The sequence below is a fragment of the Sphingobium xenophagum genome (genome assembly GCF_031457465.1).
Lineage (GTDB): Bacteria > Pseudomonadota > Alphaproteobacteria > Sphingomonadales > Sphingomonadaceae > Sphingobium > Sphingobium xenophagum_A.
Genome location: NZ_JAVDWV010000007.1, coordinates 43,740 through 61,656 on the forward strand (window position 1 = coordinate 43,740; position 17,917 = coordinate 61,656).

Sequence of the window (17,917 nt, forward strand, 5' to 3'; positions counted from 1 at the left end):
GCGCAAAGGGGTTTGCGCTGCACCAAAGGTTATGGGGTGAGAGGCAAAGAGAGTTTGCTTTTGCTTTGGCCGGAACTGGCCGATTTCGGAATGTCGCCTTACCGGCGGGTAAGATGGACAACCGCTGGTCCTCTTAGGCCGTCCCAAAAGGACTAAGTTTGACGCCGCGATACCAAAAACGCGAGATTCGAAATCGCTCGGGTCGGCGGCGCTAGCACGCATTATATATGACTTTCGCTGTATGCTAATGCTTGGCTAACATTTTGAGATAGCCTACCGTTAGTCATGAAAATTCGTACAATGGCGTAATTGATGTCTCGAGGGGACCTGACTAATGAGCGAAGAACAGCTGCCATTGCGAGGTGTAGCACTACCCTTGTCAAGAAAGTTGACTATATCTGTAGACTGGAAAAATTTTGCTACCGAAGCAGCGGAAGCTGTCGCTTCATTTTTTATTAAAAGCTCAGCGGATGCAGGCGTCAGCGGATTTTCAGCACTTGTGAAAGCATTTAATAGCGTTGCTGTCGCTCAAACTCCATCTGAAAAGGCTTGGTCTCTAACCGCATTGAGCTTCGCCTGGGCAGTTGGGAATTTAACCGACAAAGCCAATTTAGACCCCGAACAGTTCAAACGCATTATAATCAATTGTTACGAAATTGCCAAACAAGAAGTAGATAATGGCGAATATTATCTTCCAGATTCATTTGTTAATTATCCAAACACAATACCTATATACAAGGTCATGCTAGATTTTGTAGTTAAATGTGCGTTGGAATCGCAAGTTAACATGAAAGATACCGAACTCGTATTTCGGCACAAGATGGATATTTCTTTTAACAGGGCAGTTTTTGAAATTTGGTCGCGATCCCCAGCGGAATATAAATCAATTCTTGAATATTTCAATTCACCCGGCGCAAAATCGGTAGAGCTTGATTTAAACTGGAAGGCTTATCGAGCTAGATTAGTGCATAGTTTTGACGTCATTCCAGTATTTGGACAGGAGAATGACGCGAACTCTTTAGCTTCTTTATATATTCCGCTCAGAGCTACGTGGATTGAGGAAGAAGATTCACACATTTTAAGGGTCGCGGACGGCATCGACATACGAAGCAGCTCAAAGATAGATTTGCTCGACAATTTACTATCAACCTGGGTTGAAAGCAGCGGAGATAACGATGCGCTGCGATTAGTCGGTGGCGGACCTGGTAGCGGCAAATCTACTACATTGAAAGCACTCGCTAGGAAATATGCACAGCGCGAGGATTGGCGTCCATTGTTTATTCCGTTGCAACATATCGGTATTGACAGTGACCTTCGCGAAAGCATCAATCAACACTTTACACAAAAAACTGACGGCGCATTTACGCAACCCCCGTTAGCAAGACCAGCAATAGAAAATGGTCCACCTTTGCTGCTGATATTTGACGGACTAGATGAGCTTGTCGCACCCAAAGAAACAGCCAATGATGTCATTAACACGTTCGCGGCTAGGCTATCCAGTCTCATTGCTGCTCTAAAAGGCGACGGGTCACGCCAGATTCGAGTGGTCATAAGCGGCCGAATGCCTGCTTTTCAGGCAGCTGGAAAATTTCTAGCGCCGCCCAAGATAGGTAGACTGGAGGTGTTTGGTTATCTCCCAATCAACAACCCAGAATTAGTTGGCCAAAACTCTCTTTGGTCAATTGATCAGAGATCCGAATGGTGGTCAAAATATTCGACAGCGAATTCTTTGTCATCGACTATGCCTCCAGCACTTGAAGCCGAAAGCTTAGCCGGAATCACCCATGAACCCCTGCTTTGTTATCTTTTAGTTCTAGCGGGTTATGCCACTAAAGATTGGGAAAAAGCAGCAGACAATCCAAATCGTATCTATGCCGCTTTAATGAAAAATATATATGATCGAGGTTGGGGTGACGGTGTGCCAAAGAGGCATGGGCCCGGCAGAACCATGTCTCTCGCAGATTTTCTTCTGCTTATGGAAACAATTGGACATGCCGCTTGGCTTGGCGGGGACACTCGGGTAGCAACCGAAGACTCTTTTGTTTCAACTAGTAAAATTACGCGAGCGGAAACTGCTTGGAAGTTATTTATAGATGACAATGGCTCAGACGTAACTAACTTGGCCATGAACTTTTATCTGAAAGCGGCGGAGGGTTATTACCGGGGTTTTGAGTTTACACACAAGAGCTTTGGCGAATATTTAACCGCCAGATCACTCATAGCGGTTGCCGAGTCCATTCATGATCTCGCCGAACGTCGGGTCGAATTAGCCATGATCGAGTGGGCAAAAGCCACCTCTACGGGGCAAATGACATCAGAAATACTTACGTTTATGCGAAACGAAGTTCGCCTGCGATGCAGCGAATCTGCCGATTCCATTGGAAAGATAAAAGATTTAAAAGATGCTTTCGTTGTTATTGCCAAGGAATCTATTGATAATGGTTTTCCGATCGAAAATGCAGCAAGCTGGCGTTCTCAGGAAATAAGACACAATAATTGCGAAATATCAACTTGGTCTATATTAAACTCATCCGCACTTTCCATTGCTGAATTTTTGTCAAAAAAAGACGCAATAATTGATGTCGGATGGAAATCTAGCTTTGATTTAAGAAATATTATCATGAAATTGAGTGCGACGGCAAACATGAATATATTTTCTTCTTGTTTGTCATACATAAAAGCTGAGAAAGCTTTTCTCTATGGGATTCCTTTTTTCTCAGGGGATTTTAGGGCAATTATATACTTTACTTAGCAGCGTAATCCTGTCATACGATGTTTATGGCACAGAACATCACTGACCCAATCTTCCACGACGAAGACAAGGCGCGCGCCCATATCGAAGCCTCGCGCTGGAATGGCGAAGTGTCCTGCCCCCATTGCGGATCGCTTCGCGTTCGCCGAATGGAAGGCAAGACGCAGGCTGGCATGTTCCTGTGCAACGATTGCCGCGACAAATTCACCGTGCGTACTGGCACCGTCATGGAACGCAGCCACGTTCCACTGCATAAGTGGCTGCTGGCAACGCACCTCATGGCGGCGTCGAAGAAGGGTATGAGCGCCAAGCAAATGGAACGTATGCTGGGTGTCACCTACAAGACGGCTTGGTTCCTTTGCCACCGTATCCGTGAAGCTATGGACGGCGCGGTTCCTACTGGCCCTCTGGGTGGCCCCAACACCGTTGTCGAAGCCGATGAAACCTATGTCGGCGGCAAGGCTAAAAACCGCGCAACCCGCAAGCCAGCCCCTAAGAAGGCGGTTGTCGCGCTGGTCGAGCGTGATGGCCACGTTCGCAGCTTCCATGTCGCCAACGTTAACGCCAAGGACGTGCGCGGCCTGATTGTCACGAACATCGATCGCGCCTCGCACCTAATGACCGACGAAAGCCCGGTTTACACCCGCCTTGGGCGCGAGTTCGCTGGTCATTCGGTCGTGAACCACAGCGCCAAGGAGTATGTCACAACGGGTGGTTTCAAGCACAGCAACACCGCTGAAAACTTCTTCTCGATTTTCAAGCGCGGTGTGATCGGCACCTATCATCACATGAGCGAAGCGCACCTTGGCCGCTACACGGCTGAGTTCGACCTCCGCTACAACACCCGCGAATTGACGGACGGGGAGCGTGCGGCGCTGATCCTCAAAGGCGCGGAAGGCCGCCGCCTTACCTATCGGCGGGTTGATAAACTCGCCGCCTAAGCATCCTGCGCTGCCCCGCCAGATCGGGGACCGCCGCAAGCGATGGACCGGCTGAGGCTGGACTCTCGCTGTAAATCTGCCAACATGGCTGGGTTGGTGGCCTCGATCCTATAGCCAAATAGGGCACCGGGGACCCAGCAGCCATGCCAACTGCATGTAGGAGCCCGGAATGGATGTTCCGCTAACGGCCACCCGAAACGCAGGCGGAGGCAACATGGTATCACTTGAAGCGGTCTAGAACGCAGAGAGTGAGGGGATTGCTCGCAACCGACCTAACAGGTTGCACTAGAACGTTTTCGTATCCCTTTAAGGGCTGCGAGCGCTTGCGGCCTTGGGACCTCGCCATGAGTATCAAGACTGCTGTAACTGTGAACGTGACCTTTGACGTAGCCGCCACCGTAAGGTGGATATGCTTACTGTTTTTGGTCCTTTTCCAGTGAACGGCTAGGGGCGGGCTTTTGAGCCCGCCTCGGCTTACCCATAGCTTCATGAGGCTTATGCGGAGTCTCCAGCATGCGCTTTAAGGCCGTCTCCCGACGAGCCTCTGTCTCCGCTTCGGAGTAGGTGTCATCGTCAGTTGATGGCATGGCCTAAACCGACCTCCTTAATGACCCGTCCAATTGCCGCAGCTTCATCCCCTCTGAACTGTAGTAGAGCATCCAGCCTGTTGGTTGCTTGCTGACGCACCGCAGCACTGATCGATTTTTCGCGTTCGAGAAGCGTGACGATCTTAACCGGAATTCGCTCCTCGTGTTCCGCCCTAAGCTGCACAAACAGTGCTTCTAAGACCCGTGCATCACTGGTCCCTAAGAACAAGGCGACTGGATCACGCCCTTCCGCCTGAATAAGATAATCGGGCGGAAAATCGGCCAAGTTAGCGCTGATTGCTTGCCCAGCTTGAATGAGTACACCTTCCCCAAGCCGCTCACGTAAAATACGCTCCACATCAAGTCGGAACGTACTCGCTACCCTTTCCTCCGCAAGGAGCAACAGGTCGCCCACGCGCAGTAGGAAAGAAACGAAGCGCAGTGCGGCAGCAGGAAGTTCGACCCTAGTACGCGCCGACAGGAAAAACTCCTTATCATCCTCATCAAGGATGACGTCATATTCCTCCATCAGCGCCGTCAACGCATCGGCGCGGCTTTTGTTTTTACGATCCAGCCCGTTGGCCTCAAGGGCCGGAAAAACCATTCCGTTATCTTGGATTTCGAATCCGTCATCAACTTCCTTTACATAGAAGCCAATGCGGTCCCCATCTGGGAACGAGAAGGCAGTGCTGACAGCCAATCCCATTGGCACATCGCGCACCGTAAGCTCATTGCAAAAGGCTTGGCAGAGTTCCTCTTTCATCCGAACAGGCCCTCGGTTTCTGCACCAATCACAACCCTAAACGCCCTATATGCAATGTTTTGCGCGGTGATCTGGCTCATCGAAAAGCCATCTAACACGGCACCACCCGCCGCAGTTCGTGGACGATGATATACTCCTTTGCGAGGTATGCGAATCCCTAAATTGCGCTGCCTGGTGCAGCCAGTCGCAAACTCATGGATTGCCCCCTTGCCCGAATGAGCATGCCAGCCATCGTGGTCGCCATGGAATTCGAGGCAAGCAATCACTGCAAAGTCCTTTGGACCTCGCTCCAGTGAAATCCAAGCGAGGTAATTGCCCTTGCCTAAATGGTAGGCAATCAACAAGCGCCCCGTGGCAGTTCCGACCTGCCAATGATCGACCCGCCAGTGCCATTGATTTCCAAGCTGGAATGACGATCGCTTAGAAAGAGGGAAGGCATCTTTACCCATCTTCCCTTGTTTGGAATCGAGCGCGCCGCATCGCCATTTCCCGGCTTGCGTGATCTTCTTTTGGGTGGTGACGAATTGCCGTGCCCGCATCGCCAGCAGCCTACTGTTCGCGAGCGATCCGTCAACCCGCTAAGTAAAGTATATAATTGCCGATTTTAGAGGAGCCATACTGTCAAACTCGCTCTTTGATGTAGGTAGAATGTATAATATTAACTTTAGTGGTTCCCAATTGCAGGGCTGTGGTTTTTACGGTTGCGAAATATCGGAGTGTGATTTTAGTGACGCAAATCTTTCCGATGTTTCTTTTGTCAATTCAGCTATCAGTAATGCGACGTTCGATAAAGCGGACATGTCAGATTTACAGTTGGATATAAACAGTATTCGCAAATCGAAGTTGCACACCTTTCGTGGGAGAGAGGATGAAATATTTCTCCGTCCGCAAGCCGATGAATCGGAGCTGACTTATGCCGATCGGCCTCAAGAACTAGATGAATTTGTACAATCTCTCCGTAAATCAAATGTTTAAATCATGACATTTCCGCTAACCAAAAATGACGGTCTCGTTTCGCGTGCATTAGAACGCACAAATTTCGATACTTCAGTGAAATGAGCGCTTTTAAAGAGGAAAAGGATGCGGATTCTCTGGAGGGTCGCCCTCAACGGTTCTAGACGCCCTGCGATTTGGCATGCCTATGCCACTGTCGCCAACGTGCTGGTTGACCAAATTTGGTCGAAGATCGACTGGAATCTTTCCTATTCCCCGAGACGCGGCGCACGTCCTAAACGAGTGCCCGCATTCGGGAAGCGAAAGCTAAACGCTCAGCGGCGTGAAATGGCGCTTAGAAGACCAAACCGCAATTTCTCTCCCCCCGCGCATTTCCAGTCCATCCGTAACACCAGGGATGCGGTTTTGTGGACGCCGCTGACGTTGCTAAATCCCTCAGCATTTTTTGGGCGTGATAGCCAATCGCCCTGATGCCACCTGACCACCCAGCCTTTCCGCGAAATGTCTGGCCAAGTGTGCCTTGCTGGCGCACCTTCGGCGCTACCGTGCCGCTGCCTGATCCTGCCGCCTGCGCGGCGGACGGGCGGGGCGCCGAGTGAGGATGTGAGGCTATGACCGATCCTGTCGTGCGCGATATCGTTATCATCGGGGGCGGGCAGATGGGGCTGTCGCTGGGCTATTATCTGCGCCGGGCGGGGGCGGATTTCCTGATTTTGGATGCGGAAGACGGGCCGGGCGGGGCGTGGCGGCATGGGTGGGAGTCGTTGCGGCTGTTTTCGCCCGCTGGCTATAGTTCGCTGCCCGGCTGGCTGATGCCGCCGCCGGCGCATGAAGGCTATCCGACGCGCGATGACGTGCTGGCCTATTTGCGGGACTATGAGGCGCGCTATGCGCTGCCGATCGAGCGGCCGGTGCGGGTGGCGGCGGTCGAGCGGGCGGGCGATCGTCTGGACGTCGTGACCGACAAGGGGCGCTTTGCCGCGCGGATGGTGGTCAGCGCGACGGGCACCTGGTCGCACCCCTATATTCCCGACATGGCGGGGCGGGCGCTGTTTGCGGGGGTGCAGGTCCATTCCGCCCATTATGTCGGGCCGGATGCCTATGCGGGGCAGAGCGTGCTGGTGGTGGGCGGTGGCAATAGCGGGGCGCAGATCGTGGCGGAGCTGGCGCCGGTGGCGCGCACGAGCTGGGTGACGACGCACGATCCGCTGTTCCTGCCCGATGATGTCGATGGCCGGGTGCTGTTCGAGCGGGCGGTGGCGCGCATGAAGGAGGGGCCAAGCGATGTGCCGGTGGGCGGCATTGGCGATATCGTCATGGTGCCGCCGGTCAAGGCGGCGCGGGCGCGCGGCGACCTCAGCACCCGGCGGCCGTTCACGCGGATGACGGCGACGGGCGTGGTGTGGCCGGACGGGTCGGAGACAAAGGTCGATGCGATCATCTGGTGTACCGGCTTTCGCCCGGCGCTGGCGCATCTGGCGGAGCTGGGCGTGGTGGAGGCGGATGGCCGGGTTCTGGTGGAGGACCAGCGGTCGATCAAGGAACCGCGGCTGTGGCTGGCGGGCTATGGCGACTGGTGCGGGGCGGGATCGGCCACGCTGATGGGCGCGGCGCGGACGGCGCGGGATCTGGCGGCGAGGCTGGTCGAGGCGCGGGCCGGATAGGCGATGGGGCTGAGCGGGGTTGAGGGGCGCGTTCCTCCCGCCGCAAAAGGGCTGGCCAAGCGCGCTTCGCTGCGGCACATCGCGCGGTGATGCGCCTGCCTGATCCTTCCACCTTCATCGCCGCCGGGGCCAGTGCCGAGGTGTTCCGGCTGGGCGAGGGGCGGGTGTTGAAGCTGTTTCACGACGGGATCGACCCCAGCATCATCGCGCGCGAATATGCGATCGCGCGGGCGGTGCAGGCGAGCGGGCTGCCGGTCGCGCGCGCCTATGGCCTGCAGGAAGCGGGTGGGCGGCAGGGGATCGTCTATGCCGACATGGTCGGCCCGGACCTGCTCGCTTATATGGCGCGCAATCCGCATCGCGGGCGCTGGGCACTGGGCGAGATGGCGCGGTTGCAGCAGCGGATTTCGGACTGTCATGTGCCGACGCTGCGCAGCCGCAAGGCGATATTGCGCGTCGACATAGAGGCGGCGCCGGTGGGCGAGCGGCTGCGCGCGGCGGCGGTCGACCGGCTGGACCAGTTGAACGAGGGTGATGCGCTGTCGCATGGCGACCTGCACCCCGCCAATCTGATCGTGACCGAGGAGGGGCTGGCGGTGATCGACTGGTCGCGCGCGGCGCGGGGCATGGCGGCGACCGATGTGGTGCGGACGGAAATGGTGATGCGCTTCGGGCCGGGCGGGGATGTCGGTGGCGAGGGCGGCGCGGCCGTGCTGGGCTGGGCCGCGGCGAAGATGCGCGATGCGGCGAGCGCTTATTATGTGCGGCGGCACCGGGCGCTGACCGGGCTGGACCCCGAAGCGCTGGCGGCGTGGCGGGCGCTGGTGGCGCTGGCGTGGATGCGGCAGCGGGCGCCGTCACGCGATGCGGCGTTCGAGGCCTATCTGGTGGCGGCCTTGCAGGTGGCGGGGCTGCCGCCGCTGGAGCGGGATGCGGCGGCCATGTCGTTGGTCGGGCCTGATTGACGGTTGGTCCCCGGCCGATGCCGCCCACCGGGTCGCGAAGGCGGGTCATCGAACGGAGGGCGCATGGGGCGGGCGCGACGCTATGGTGGGGCCAAGTTCAGCGACGGTTCAGCGCCGATGGTGTCGTCTCTTAACTGACAGTTTATCCTGATCCCGGTGTGCCCGACAGCAACCTGGATACGCCCCCGGTCATCCCTTGCGCCGGGGGCGTTTTCTATTGTCCCTCCCATCGTTACGATTCGCGCTTTCCGTTACGGCAGATGTCGTTTGTCGGGCGGCCGCATGTCGTTCGTCCTGCGGTTTGTCGGCGCGATTTTGCGCTTCGTCGGCGCAGGCGTCGTTCGCCGATGACGCGGGCTGCCGGTCGAAGCGGGCGGGCATCGGGCGGGGCGCGCGGCTAAACAAAATGGGCGAACGGGGCAGGATGCCGACCCCAAGACCCCGGCTCCCCCCGTTCGCACCCCGGCCCGCTGCGCAGCCCCCCATTTGGCGGCGGACCGGCCCAACCAGATTTTGTAAGGAGATAGATGATGTTCCGTTCGACCCTGTTTGCCGCCGCCGCTTCCGCCATCCTGTTCGCCAGCGCCGGTGCCGCTTCCGCCGAGGATTTCGTGTCCAATGGCCGCACCGCCCAAGTCTATCATGGCGACCTCGACCTATCGAACCCCGCGCATCAGGCGCAGTTGCGCAGCCGCATCGCGCGGGCCGCCAAGCGGGTGTGCAGCACCAGCGAGCTTGCCACCGAGCAGGCGTGCAAGGCCAAGGCCATGGCCCATGTCGCAGCACCGATCAACGCCGCCATCGCCCGCGCAGAGACGCGCGACCGCTATGCCGATGCGCGGGTCAAGGATGGGCTGCCGCTGGTCGCGAACTGATTGGCAGCGCGACGTGATGGAGAGAAGGCCCGGTGATTGCCGGGCCTTTTTTTGTGTTTCGACATCCTCCCCTGGCAGGGGAGGTGGCAGGGCGTAGTGCTGACGGAGGGGTGTCACCCTATCGATAGGGTGACACCCCTCCACCGGCTTCGCCGGTCCCCTTCAACAGAGTCACGTGCCTCTGTTGAACCTTACAGGGGAGGATTTTTTGTTTAGCGGCCGGTCATGGCTCTGGCGTTGGCGAGGAAAGTGCGGCCGATGCGGATTTCGTTGCCGTCGGCGAGCGCGGCGAACCAGACGCCGCTGCCGTCGTGGCGCAGGCGGGCGATATGGTCGCGGCGGACGATGTGGGAGCGGTGGAGGCGGACGAATTGCTGCGGGTCGAGCCGTTCCTCCAGGCTGCTGATCGTCTGGTGGAGGAGGTAGCTGTGGGTGCCGACATGGAGGCGCATATAGTCGCGCTCGGCCTCGATCCGGTCGATCTGGTCAGTGGCGATGCGGATCAGCTCGGAGCGGTGCGGCACCCAGAATTCCTCGGCCCAGTCGGTCTGGGCTTCGGTCGAGATGGCAGGCGCGTCGGTGGAGGGCAGGCTGCGCGCGGCCTCCACCCGGTCGATCGCACGGGTCAGCCGGTCATGCGCGACGGGCTTGAGCAGATAGTCGACGGCGGCGAGATCGAACGCCTCGACCGCGAAGCCTTCGAAGGCGGTGACGAAAATGACGGCGGGGCGCAGGCCCATGCGGCCGACCGCGCGGGCGACGCCGATGCCGTCGAGCAGCGGCATGGCGATGTCGAGCAGGACGAGGTCGGGCTTCAAGGCTTCGATGAGGCGCAGGGCGGCTTCGCCGTCGCTGGCGGTGCCACACAGCGTCAGGCGCGGTTCGCGGGCGCACAGCATTTGCAGCCGTTCGATCGCGAGCGGTTCGTCATCGACGATCATGGTGCGGATGGACATCGGGATCAGCAACTCTGGCGGATGATGGGGAGGGTGATGAGGACGGAGAAGCCGCCGCCCTCACGCGGACCATAAGCGATGCGGCCCTGATCGCCAAAGCGCGCGGTCAGCCGGTCGCGCACATTGGCGAGGCCGATGCCGCTGCCGCGATCGGCGTCGCCGGGCGGCTGGTCGCCATCGTCAGTGACGTTGATGTGCATCAGCTCGCCATCGGCGCGGGCGGTGATGCGGATCTGCACCGGGCTGGACGTGCGCGAGACGCCATATTTGATCGCATTTTCCACCAGCGGCTGGAGGATGAGGCCGGGGACGCAGGCGGTCATCAGGTCGGCGGGAATGTCGATGACGCTGGTCAGCCGTTCGGGGAAGCGGACGCCCTCGATATCGAGATAGAGTTGCTGGAGATGGACTTCCTCGGCCAGCGGCACGTCGTCCAGCGGATCGCCGGTCAGGCTGGTGCGGTAGAAGTTGGAAAGCGACAGGATCATCTTTTCCGCTTCGTCCGGCTTGTTGCGCATGACGAGGGTCGAGAGGCTGTTGAGTGTATTGAACAGGAAATGCGGGTTCACCTGATAGCGCAGCGAGCGCAGTTCGGCTTGCTGCGCGGCGCGTTCCAGCCGGGCGGCGCGGCGTTCGGTGCGGTGGACTTCGCTGGCGTAAGACAAAGCGAGGTAGAGCGCGGCCCAGGCGGAGAGGAAGAAATAGCGGCTGATCGCATCCTCGACGATCTGGATCAGCGCGAAATATTCTTCGCTGCGATATTTCATCCGGTCGCCATCAGTGAAGATGTTGACCGGGTCATAGACGTTGAACATGTAGAAATTGGCCGACGCCATGGCGAGCGCGAAGGGCGCGGCGAGCGAGAAGGCGGCGACGACGCGGACGCTGAGGGGCTTCGTGTCGAAGCGGCGCAGCATCAGGTAGAAGATCCAGGTGGTGACGATGCCGATGACGGTGACGATGGCGCGGCGCGCGGCGAGTTCATAGGGGGCATCAAAGCCCATGACTGTGGCGCGCAACGTGACCAGCACGGCGTAGAATAACCAGAAGCCGAGAATGGAATAAAGTGCGATCGCGGGCGAAACGCCGCGTTCGCCGTCGTCGGGCGCATATGTCATGGCATCCTGTTTACCCGCGTGCGTGATGCTTGTCGCCCCATCGCGTGGCTGCTGGTCGAAGCGGTTGGCGCGTTGGTCGAACGGCATGCGGGAACCGGGATGCGGCCCGGTCCGTTGATCGGGGGAGATGCCTGTGTGGCATCGAGCAGGAGAGACGCATGACCCCGATTGATCATTCCCAGACCAAAGGCCATGAGCAGGCCGACACGGCGCGCAGCAGCGACGCGCAGGACCATGTTCGCGACGCCGAGGAAAAGCTGGACGAGGAATTGGAGGATTCGATGGACGCTTCCGATCCGCCGTCCAGCACGCGACCCGGCGACAAGGGTGAACCCGTGCCATCTTCGGGCTTTACGCCGGAGGATTAATGGTTTTTCGATCCGAACGATGATAGAGTTTGCGGGCGGCAGATGAAACCATCGCCGCCCGTAATGAGAGGAGCCTGCACCCTATGCCGACATCCGCAACCCCCGCCGTCGAGCGCATTGCCCGCGTCCTGGCCGGACGCCACCTGAGCCAGAATGGTGAGGGTAGCGATCCCCATGCAGCGAGTGCGGTGGATGCAGCATGGTGCAACCATGTCGAGGATGCCTATGCGATCCTGCACACGCTACGCGAGCCGGACGCGCAGATGGCGCAAGCGGGCGACGTGGCGGTGTGGCGCAGCATGATTGGCGCGGTGTTAGCGCGCCGGTCGGAGGCGTGAGGGACGGCGCGACCAACCGAACCTTGGCTTCGCATTTTCATGTTGCGCTGCACAAGGAAATCTGATCCCTTGTGAATGGCGGCGGAACAGGCGCTTAAGCCTTCAGTAACCATAGAGGGCGCATGTTCTGACGATCGACTACACGTCGGAGGGCATGAATATGGGTACGAGTGCAAAACCTGCAGACGGCGCCATCACCTTGGCGGAACTGCGCGAATTCGCGAGCTTCTCGTCTGCCACGCAACGCTATATTCGCCGGTCGCTCGACATCGGCCTGCATCGCCGCGATGCGATGAAGCTATGGTCGCGCGACATGGTGGAGGAAGCCTCCATCCGGGCACAGGCGCGCATCTATGGGCGGCTGGACGAGATCAAGGCGCGCGTCCCCGATGATAGCGGTCTGGAGCAGGTCGAACCCTTCATGGCGCCGCTGGTGACGATGTCCGCCTTCGACCTGGGGCAGGATCGTCTGGCGAGCTTTTCCTCCTATCGTTTCCTGTACGAACGCCTGCTGGGCGCGGGCGCACGACCCTGGCTGCCGGGCGCCTTCTGCGCGGCGGCGAGCCTGCCGCATCTGCACCCTGAAAAGCGGCGCATCTTGTTGCAGTCGATCAGCGAAGCGGCGGCGACGGCGGCGGGCTGGTCCAATCGCGAGCCGAGCTTCTATCCTGAATGGGTGGAAAAGGTGGATCTGAGCAAGGCCAACTGACTGCGCACGGCGATGCCCGCATCCGGGGGGAGCGGGCATCGTCACGGAGCGCGGTCGGCCCTTAGCCGGACTTTGCCGGGGCGCGCCGTTCCGTTTGGATTGCCGTCAGGCGTAACGGCCGGGGGCGATTTTCTTCAATATGATGGGTGGTTCCGTGGTGCGAACCGATGGCCCGTCGATCACGGCGAGCGGGTCTATGGCGTGGCTGAGCAACAGGCCGCAGCGATCCGCGCCGTGCCAGATCACCGTGCCGCATACCTCCAGATGATCGCTGATCAAGGTGATGCGCGCGCCGATGGGTGGCAAATAGGCGGTGTCGAGCAGGGCACCATAGACCGAGATGTTGAGAATGGTCACCGGCTCGCTGACACCCTCCCACAGCAGGGTAGCAGGGGTGTTGGCGACGAAACGGCTGTCGCGACGGCGGTCGGGCTGATGTTGGGGCAGGTGTGTCATGACGTTCTCCGGGCTCCCCCCAGGATCGGCCACGATCATGATCGGGTTGCGTTACCGAAACCACACATCATCTGCTCAATGCTATATTAACCATGGCGGGCGGGCCACGCCGTGACCCACCCGCGCGGCATCAGGCCAGCGCGCCGTGGCAATGCTTGTATTTCTGGCCCGAACCGCAGGGGCAGGGGGCATTGCGGCTGATATCGAGATTGGCGAACTGATTGTCCGGGGCGGTGTCGAGCGGCCGGGTGGGAATGGTGGTGGTGATACCGCCCGTCTGGCCCGCGTCGATGTCCGCGCTGTTATCCTCGCCGGAAAAAGGATCAATGTGGGTGGTGATGAAGTCGGGCAGCACCGGCAGGTCGAATTGCGGCAAGGGCGCTTCGTCCATGCGGAACTGCACCCGCGCGATTGAACCCGTCACATCTTCGCGGATATTTTCGAGCATCCGTTCGAACAGCGCGAAGGCTTCCTGCTTATATTCGTTGATCGGCGTCTTTTGCGCATAGGCGCGCAGATGGACGACCTGGCGCAGGGCGTCGAGCGTCGCCAGATGCTCCTTCCAATGATGATCGAGGCTTTGCAGCAGGATCGACTTCTCGATCATATGCCAGTCGGACGCATCGACATTGGCGACCTTTCCGGCAACGGCTTCGTCGGCCATCGCCACAAGCCGTTCCTCGATCATTTCCGGGTCGATGGCATCTTCGGCGAGCCAGGCGTCGAAATCGACGTCCAGTCCCAGAATTTCTTCCGTGCGTGCCTTGAGCTTCACCATGTCCCATTGTTCGGGATAGGTGCCGGGCGGGCAGGATGCGCCGACAATGTCATTCACCGTTTCATGGCGCATGTCGGTAACGACGTCGTCCACTGTATCGGCGTCCATGATGTCGGAGCGCTGCTCGTAGATCACCTTGCGCTGGTCATTCATGACATCGTCATATTCGACGACCTGCTTGCGGATGTCGTAATTGCGCGCCTCGACCTTCTTCTGCGCGGTCTCGATCGCCTTGCTCAGCCATTTGGACGGGGGCAGCGCCTCGCCATCTTCCAGGTTGGAGCGGATCATCTTGGCGAACATGGTGTCCGGGCCGAAGATGCGCATCAGGTCATCGTCGAGGCTGAGATAGAAGCGCGACAGGCCAGGGTCGCCCTGACGGCCAGAGCGGCCGCGCAACTGATTGTCGATGCGGCGGCTTTCATGGCGCTCGGTCGCCAGCACGAACAGGCCGCCCGCCGCCAGCACTTCCTGCTTCTCCACCTCGATCTCGGCCTCGATCCGCTGGATCGCCGCTTCACGCTCCGGCCCTTCGGGCATGTCGCGCAATTCGTCCTCGACCCGCATTTCGAGATTGCCGCCCAGTTTGATGTCAGTACCGCGCCCGGCCATGTTGGTGGCGATCGTCACCACGCCCTTGCGCCCGGCCTGCGCCACGATATGCGCCTCGCTCTCATGGAAGCGGGCGTTGAGGACGGCGTGGGGCACGCCTTCCTGATTGAGGAATTCAGACAGCATTTCGGACTTTTCGATCGACACCGTGCCGACGAGGACCGGCTGGCCGCGTTCGGCATGTTCCTTGATCGTCCGGGCGATGCCGCGGAATTTATCCTCGATATTCTTGTAGAAACTGTCCTGCTCGTCGATCCGCAGCACCGGCTTGTTGGTGGGGATGGTAACGACGTTCATCTTGTAGATTTCGTAAAATTCGGTCGCTTCGGTCGAAGCGGTGCCGGTCATGCCCGAAATCTTGGGATACATGCGGAAGTAATTCTGGAAGGTGACCGACGCCAGCGTCTGGTTTTCCGGTTCGATCTGGACGCCTTCCTTGGCCTCCACTGCCTGATGCAGGCCGTCCGACCAGCGGCGGCCGTCCATCATGCGGCCGGTGAACTCGTCAATGATGATGACCTTGCCGTCCTTGACGATATAGTCGATGTCGCGGCGGAACATGACGTTGGCGCGCAGCGCCTGGTTCACATGATGCACCACCTGGGTATTTTCGAAATCATAGAGGTTGGTGCCCTGGAGCAGCCCGGCATCCTCCAGCAGACGCTCGATCCGCTCGGTGCCATCCTCGGTCAGGGTGACGGAGCGCTGCTTTTCGTCCTTCTCATAGTCGGCTTCCGTGACCTGCTTCACGATCGCATCGACCGAAACATACAGCTCGGACTTGTCGTCGGTCGGTCCAGAAATGATCAGCGGCGTGCGCGCTTCGTCGATCAGGATCGAATCCACCTCGTCGACGATGGCATAGTTGAAAGGCCGCTGGACCATCGACGCGCGGTCATATTTCATATTGTCGCGCAGATAGTCGAAACCCAGCTCGTTGTTTGTCGCATAGGTGATGTCGGCGGCATAGGCGGCGCGGCGCTGATCCTCGCTGATGTTCGGCACGATGACGCCGGTGGTCAGCCCCAGGAAACGATAGACCTGTCCCATCCAGTCGCAATCGCGGCTGGCGAGATAGTCGTTGACGGTGACGACATGGACGCCCTTGCCCTCCAGCGCGTTGAGGTAGGTAGCGAGCGTCGCCACCAACGTCTTGCCCTCACCCGTGCGCATTTCGGCGATCTCGCCGCGATGCAGGACGATGCCGCCCACCATCTGCACGTCGAAATGGCGCATGCCCAGCACCCGGACGGACGCTTCGCGCACCGTGGCAAAGGCTTCGGGCAGCAGATCGTCCAGCGTCTCGCCAGCCGCCAGCCGCTCGCGGAACTTGACGGTCTGCGCGGCCAGATCCGTATCGTTCAGCGCCTGCATCGCGGGTTCGAACGAGGCGATCCGATCGACGATCTTGCCCAGCGACTTCACATAGCGTTCGTTGGACGAACCGAAGATGGACTTGGCGAGTGCGCCGAACATGGACATTCCTGACTCAAAAGGGAGGCGCGGCCCATTGAAGGACAGGCGCGCGGACATGCGCGGCGATTTAGGGATGGCTCAACGGTTAGTCAATCAAGGTGCGCGCGGCGCGTCCTGCTGTCTGACCCTCGTCGGGGGCGACGGATACGGCTATTTGGGCGGGGCGGCGTCATGTCGGTGAAGGATTGTCCGCCCTCAATCAATCAACCGTGTGGATAGAGCGACTTGCAAGGCCGATGCGCCCCACGCCGCAACGGCCGATTTCCGCCCTATTTATGCAACATAGATTAGTGCATCCGCCGATAAAAAAACTGTTTTTTCAGTAAATGGCCGATTAAAGCATCATGGCTACGCCGATGGCCTGATTCCGATCCGAGTTTTCCCATATCTGTCACAACATTCTGATTTTAAATAGTTTAGCCTTTCATCGTGGCTGTGTGGTGACGGCATAGGTCGCAACCGCTGTCGTTAAGCCAAGCTATGGGATTGCAATCGGGGTGCATGGCGGGCATGCGCGCCGGTCGCAAAGGCGCTTACAGCACAGGATGCTGTCGATGTCTGATTCGGCCGGAACGGAATTTTGGCGGCGTGGGCTCGTCACGCGAGATAGAAATTTAGAGTAAACTATGAAATTAGTCGATCCTGTCTCGAACATACCGTTTGCGACGCCCCCATTGAAGATGCCGCCTTTCCTGGCGCGGTTTCTGGCGCGCATCGCGGTCAGGCAGGGGCGGGCCGCGGCGCGCAGGGCGGACTGGGGGCAGGCGTTGGACGCCTATGGCCGCGCCTTGCGGCTGGTGCCGAAAAATGCCCGCATCTGGGTTCAGACCGGGCACGCTTATGGCAATCTCAACATGCCGGAGGCCGCGCAACTTGCCTATCGCAACGCCACCGTCGCGCAGCCCGATGACCCGATCGGCCATCATCATCTGGGCCATGTCCATCACCAGACGCATATGCACGACCAGGGGATACGATCGCTGGCGCGGGCGCTGCTGCTCGATCCGGACAATCGGGACATTGCCGGGATATTGCGTGCGGAAAAGGGCGAGGAAGGGTGCCAGGAATGTCTCGTCCAGGCCGCGTTCGCCCATGCCGACGAATGTCGCCCCGCCCGTACCATGGGGTGGCGAGCGACCTGGTTGCGCTCCAGGGCGCGGAAGGCTGCGCGGGCGCGGGATTGGAAGGACGCCGAAAAATTATTCACGGCCGTAGCCCAGCTTGAACCCAATGACCCGGACGTCTTCCTTCAGCTTGGCCATGCACTCAACCATCAGAACCGCCAGCCCGAAGCCGAACTGGCCTATCGTCGCGCGATTGCCTGCGATCCGCTCTATGTCGATCCATGGCTGCATCTTGGCTATGTGCTGACGGCGCAGAACCATCACGGGACGGCGCGCAAGGCGTTTGCGATGGTGCTCCGGCTTGCCCCCGACCGATTGGCGGCCCATCCCATATTGGCCGGTGCCCAGGTCGTCCATGCGCAGCCAAGCCCCAATCCAGTCGAACCCCCATCCGAATCCATGAAGTGCCCGCCCGAACTGGCCGAACGCGAAAAAGCCATCTGGAACCTTCTGGCCGCACATATTCAAGGAAAGCATTAAT

16 protein-coding genes are annotated in these 17,917 nt (G+C 59.0%); 10 read left to right on the forward strand and 6 right to left on the reverse strand.

What is annotated here, in order from left to right:
• Positions 1–334: 334 nt before the first annotated feature.
• Together J2W40_RS08590 and J2W40_RS08595 are read left to right on the forward strand one after the other, a co-directional pair.
• Positions 335–2,752, forward strand: a complete 2,418-nt coding sequence (locus J2W40_RS08590; protein WP_310223633.1) for an NACHT domain-containing protein — start codon at positions 335–337, stop codon at positions 2,750–2,752.
• 26 nt (positions 2,753–2,778) lie between these two features.
• Positions 2,779–3,693, forward strand: a complete 915-nt coding sequence (locus J2W40_RS08595; protein WP_310223635.1) for an IS1595 family transposase — start codon at positions 2,779–2,781, stop codon at positions 3,691–3,693.
• A gap of 573 nt (positions 3,694–4,266) precedes the next feature.
• On the opposite strand, the gene J2W40_RS08600 is transcribed toward J2W40_RS08595, so the two are convergent.
• A complete protein-coding gene (locus J2W40_RS08600; protein ID WP_310223637.1) occupies positions 4,267–5,043 on the reverse strand; it encodes a DUF1828 domain-containing protein in 777 nt (258 codons plus the stop codon).
• Positions 5,040–5,582 (reverse strand): hypothetical protein, encoded by a 543-nt coding sequence (locus J2W40_RS08605; protein ID WP_310223638.1) that lies wholly within the window; start codon positions 5,580–5,582, stop codon positions 5,040–5,042. Before J2W40_RS08605 ends, J2W40_RS08600 begins: the two co-directional genes overlap by 4 nt.
• A gap of 109 nt (positions 5,583–5,691) precedes the next feature.
• Between J2W40_RS08605 and J2W40_RS08610 the strand changes: the two genes are divergently transcribed.
• The 4 genes from J2W40_RS08610 to J2W40_RS08625 all read left to right on the forward strand — a co-directional run bounded on the left by J2W40_RS08610 (position 5,692) and on the right by J2W40_RS08625 (position 9,501).
• Positions 5,692–6,018 (forward strand): pentapeptide repeat-containing protein, encoded by a 327-nt coding sequence (locus J2W40_RS08610; RefSeq protein WP_310223640.1) that lies wholly within the window; start codon positions 5,692–5,694, stop codon positions 6,016–6,018.
• A gap of 590 nt (positions 6,019–6,608) precedes the next feature.
• Positions 6,609–7,661, forward strand: a complete 1,053-nt coding sequence (locus J2W40_RS08615; protein ID WP_310223642.1) for an ArsO family NAD(P)H-dependent flavin-containing monooxygenase — start codon at positions 6,609–6,611, stop codon at positions 7,659–7,661.
• An 89-nt stretch (positions 7,662–7,750) separates the two neighbouring features.
• Positions 7,751–8,626 (forward strand): phosphotransferase family protein, encoded by an 876-nt coding sequence (locus tag J2W40_RS08620; protein ID WP_310223644.1) that lies wholly within the window; start codon positions 7,751–7,753, stop codon positions 8,624–8,626.
• 530 nt (positions 8,627–9,156) lie between these two features.
• Positions 9,157–9,501 (forward strand): UrcA family protein, encoded by a 345-nt coding sequence (locus tag J2W40_RS08625; RefSeq protein ID WP_310223646.1) that lies wholly within the window; start codon positions 9,157–9,159, stop codon positions 9,499–9,501.
• Between the two features lie 212 nt (positions 9,502–9,713).
• Here the strand turns inward: J2W40_RS08625 and J2W40_RS08630 are convergent, their stop codons facing one another.
• Positions 9,714–10,457: a LytR/AlgR family response regulator transcription factor gene (locus J2W40_RS08630; protein WP_310223648.1), complete on the reverse strand. Its 744-nt coding sequence runs from the start codon at positions 10,455–10,457 to the stop codon at positions 9,714–9,716.
• Between the two features lie 5 nt (positions 10,458–10,462).
• Positions 10,463–11,575, reverse strand: a complete 1,113-nt coding sequence (locus J2W40_RS08635) for a sensor histidine kinase (RefSeq protein ID WP_310223933.1) — start codon at positions 11,573–11,575, stop codon at positions 10,463–10,465.
• Between the two features lie 158 nt (positions 11,576–11,733).
• Here J2W40_RS08635 and J2W40_RS08640 point away from each other — a divergent pair, with 158 nt between their 5' ends.
• From J2W40_RS08640 to J2W40_RS08650, 3 genes are all read left to right on the forward strand, one after another.
• Positions 11,734–11,943 carry a hypothetical protein gene (locus J2W40_RS08640; protein ID WP_310223650.1) on the forward strand — a complete coding sequence of 70 codons (210 nt, stop codon included), beginning with the start codon at positions 11,734–11,736 and terminating at the stop codon, positions 11,941–11,943.
• 83 nt (positions 11,944–12,026) lie between these two features.
• Complete coding sequence (locus J2W40_RS08645; RefSeq protein ID WP_310223652.1) at positions 12,027–12,281, forward strand: hypothetical protein; 255 nt, start codon at positions 12,027–12,029, stop codon at positions 12,279–12,281.
• Between the two features lie 160 nt (positions 12,282–12,441).
• Positions 12,442–12,990: a hypothetical protein gene (locus J2W40_RS08650; protein ID WP_310223654.1), complete on the forward strand. Its 549-nt coding sequence runs from the start codon at positions 12,442–12,444 to the stop codon at positions 12,988–12,990.
• Between the two features lie 105 nt (positions 12,991–13,095).
• Here the strand turns inward: J2W40_RS08650 and J2W40_RS08655 are convergent, their stop codons facing one another.
• Together J2W40_RS08655 and secA are read right to left on the reverse strand one after the other, a co-directional pair.
• A complete protein-coding gene (locus J2W40_RS08655; RefSeq protein WP_310223657.1) occupies positions 13,096–13,446 on the reverse strand; it encodes a PilZ domain-containing protein in 351 nt (116 codons plus the stop codon).
• 130 nt (positions 13,447–13,576) lie between these two features.
• Positions 13,577–16,312: a preprotein translocase subunit SecA gene (secA, locus tag J2W40_RS08660; protein ID WP_310223659.1), complete on the reverse strand. Its 2,736-nt coding sequence runs from the start codon at positions 16,310–16,312 to the stop codon at positions 13,577–13,579.
• Positions 16,313–16,938: 626 nt separating this feature from the next.
• Here secA and J2W40_RS08665 point away from each other — a divergent pair.
• On the forward strand, positions 16,939–17,916 hold the full coding sequence (locus tag J2W40_RS08665; protein ID WP_310223661.1) for a tetratricopeptide repeat protein: 978 nt from the start codon (positions 16,939–16,941) through the stop codon (positions 17,914–17,916).
• Position 17,917: the final 1 nt, after the last annotated feature.

Coding starts and splice junctions, on each gene's coding strand:
- J2W40_RS08610 (WP_310223640.1), top strand. CDS start 5,692: ATGTATAATATTAACTTTAGTGGTTCCCAATTGCAGGGCTGTGGTTTT.
- J2W40_RS08625 (WP_310223646.1), top strand. CDS start 9,157: ATGTTCCGTTCGACCCTGTTTGCCGCCGCCGCTTCCGCCATCCTGTTC.
- J2W40_RS08645 (WP_310223652.1), top strand. CDS start 12,027: ATGCCGACATCCGCAACCCCCGCCGTCGAGCGCATTGCCCGCGTCCTG.
- J2W40_RS08630 (WP_310223648.1), bottom strand. CDS start 10,457: ATGTCCATCCGCACCATGATCGTCGATGACGAACCGCTCGCGATCGAA.
- J2W40_RS08600 (WP_310223637.1), bottom strand. CDS start 5,043: ATGAAAGAGGAACTCTGCCAAGCCTTTTGCAATGAGCTTACGGTGCGC.
- J2W40_RS08650 (WP_310223654.1), top strand. CDS start 12,442: ATGGGTACGAGTGCAAAACCTGCAGACGGCGCCATCACCTTGGCGGAA.
- J2W40_RS08640 (WP_310223650.1), top strand. CDS start 11,734: ATGACCCCGATTGATCATTCCCAGACCAAAGGCCATGAGCAGGCCGAC.
- J2W40_RS08615 (WP_310223642.1), top strand. CDS start 6,609: ATGACCGATCCTGTCGTGCGCGATATCGTTATCATCGGGGGCGGGCAG.
- J2W40_RS08635 (WP_310223933.1), bottom strand. CDS start 11,575: ATGACATATGCGCCCGACGACGGCGAACGCGGCGTTTCGCCCGCGATC.
- J2W40_RS08605 (WP_310223638.1), bottom strand. CDS start 5,582: ATGCGGGCACGGCAATTCGTCACCACCCAAAAGAAGATCACGCAAGCC.
- J2W40_RS08655 (WP_310223657.1), bottom strand. CDS start 13,446: ATGACACACCTGCCCCAACATCAGCCCGACCGCCGTCGCGACAGCCGT.
- J2W40_RS08665 (WP_310223661.1), top strand. CDS start 16,939: ATGAAATTAGTCGATCCTGTCTCGAACATACCGTTTGCGACGCCCCCA.
- J2W40_RS08595 (WP_310223635.1), top strand. CDS start 2,779: ATGGCACAGAACATCACTGACCCAATCTTCCACGACGAAGACAAGGCG.
- J2W40_RS08590 (WP_310223633.1), top strand. CDS start 335: ATGAGCGAAGAACAGCTGCCATTGCGAGGTGTAGCACTACCCTTGTCA.
- secA (WP_310223659.1), bottom strand. CDS start 16,312: ATGTTCGGCGCACTCGCCAAGTCCATCTTCGGTTCGTCCAACGAACGC.
- J2W40_RS08620 (WP_310223644.1), top strand. CDS start 7,751: ATGCGCCTGCCTGATCCTTCCACCTTCATCGCCGCCGGGGCCAGTGCC.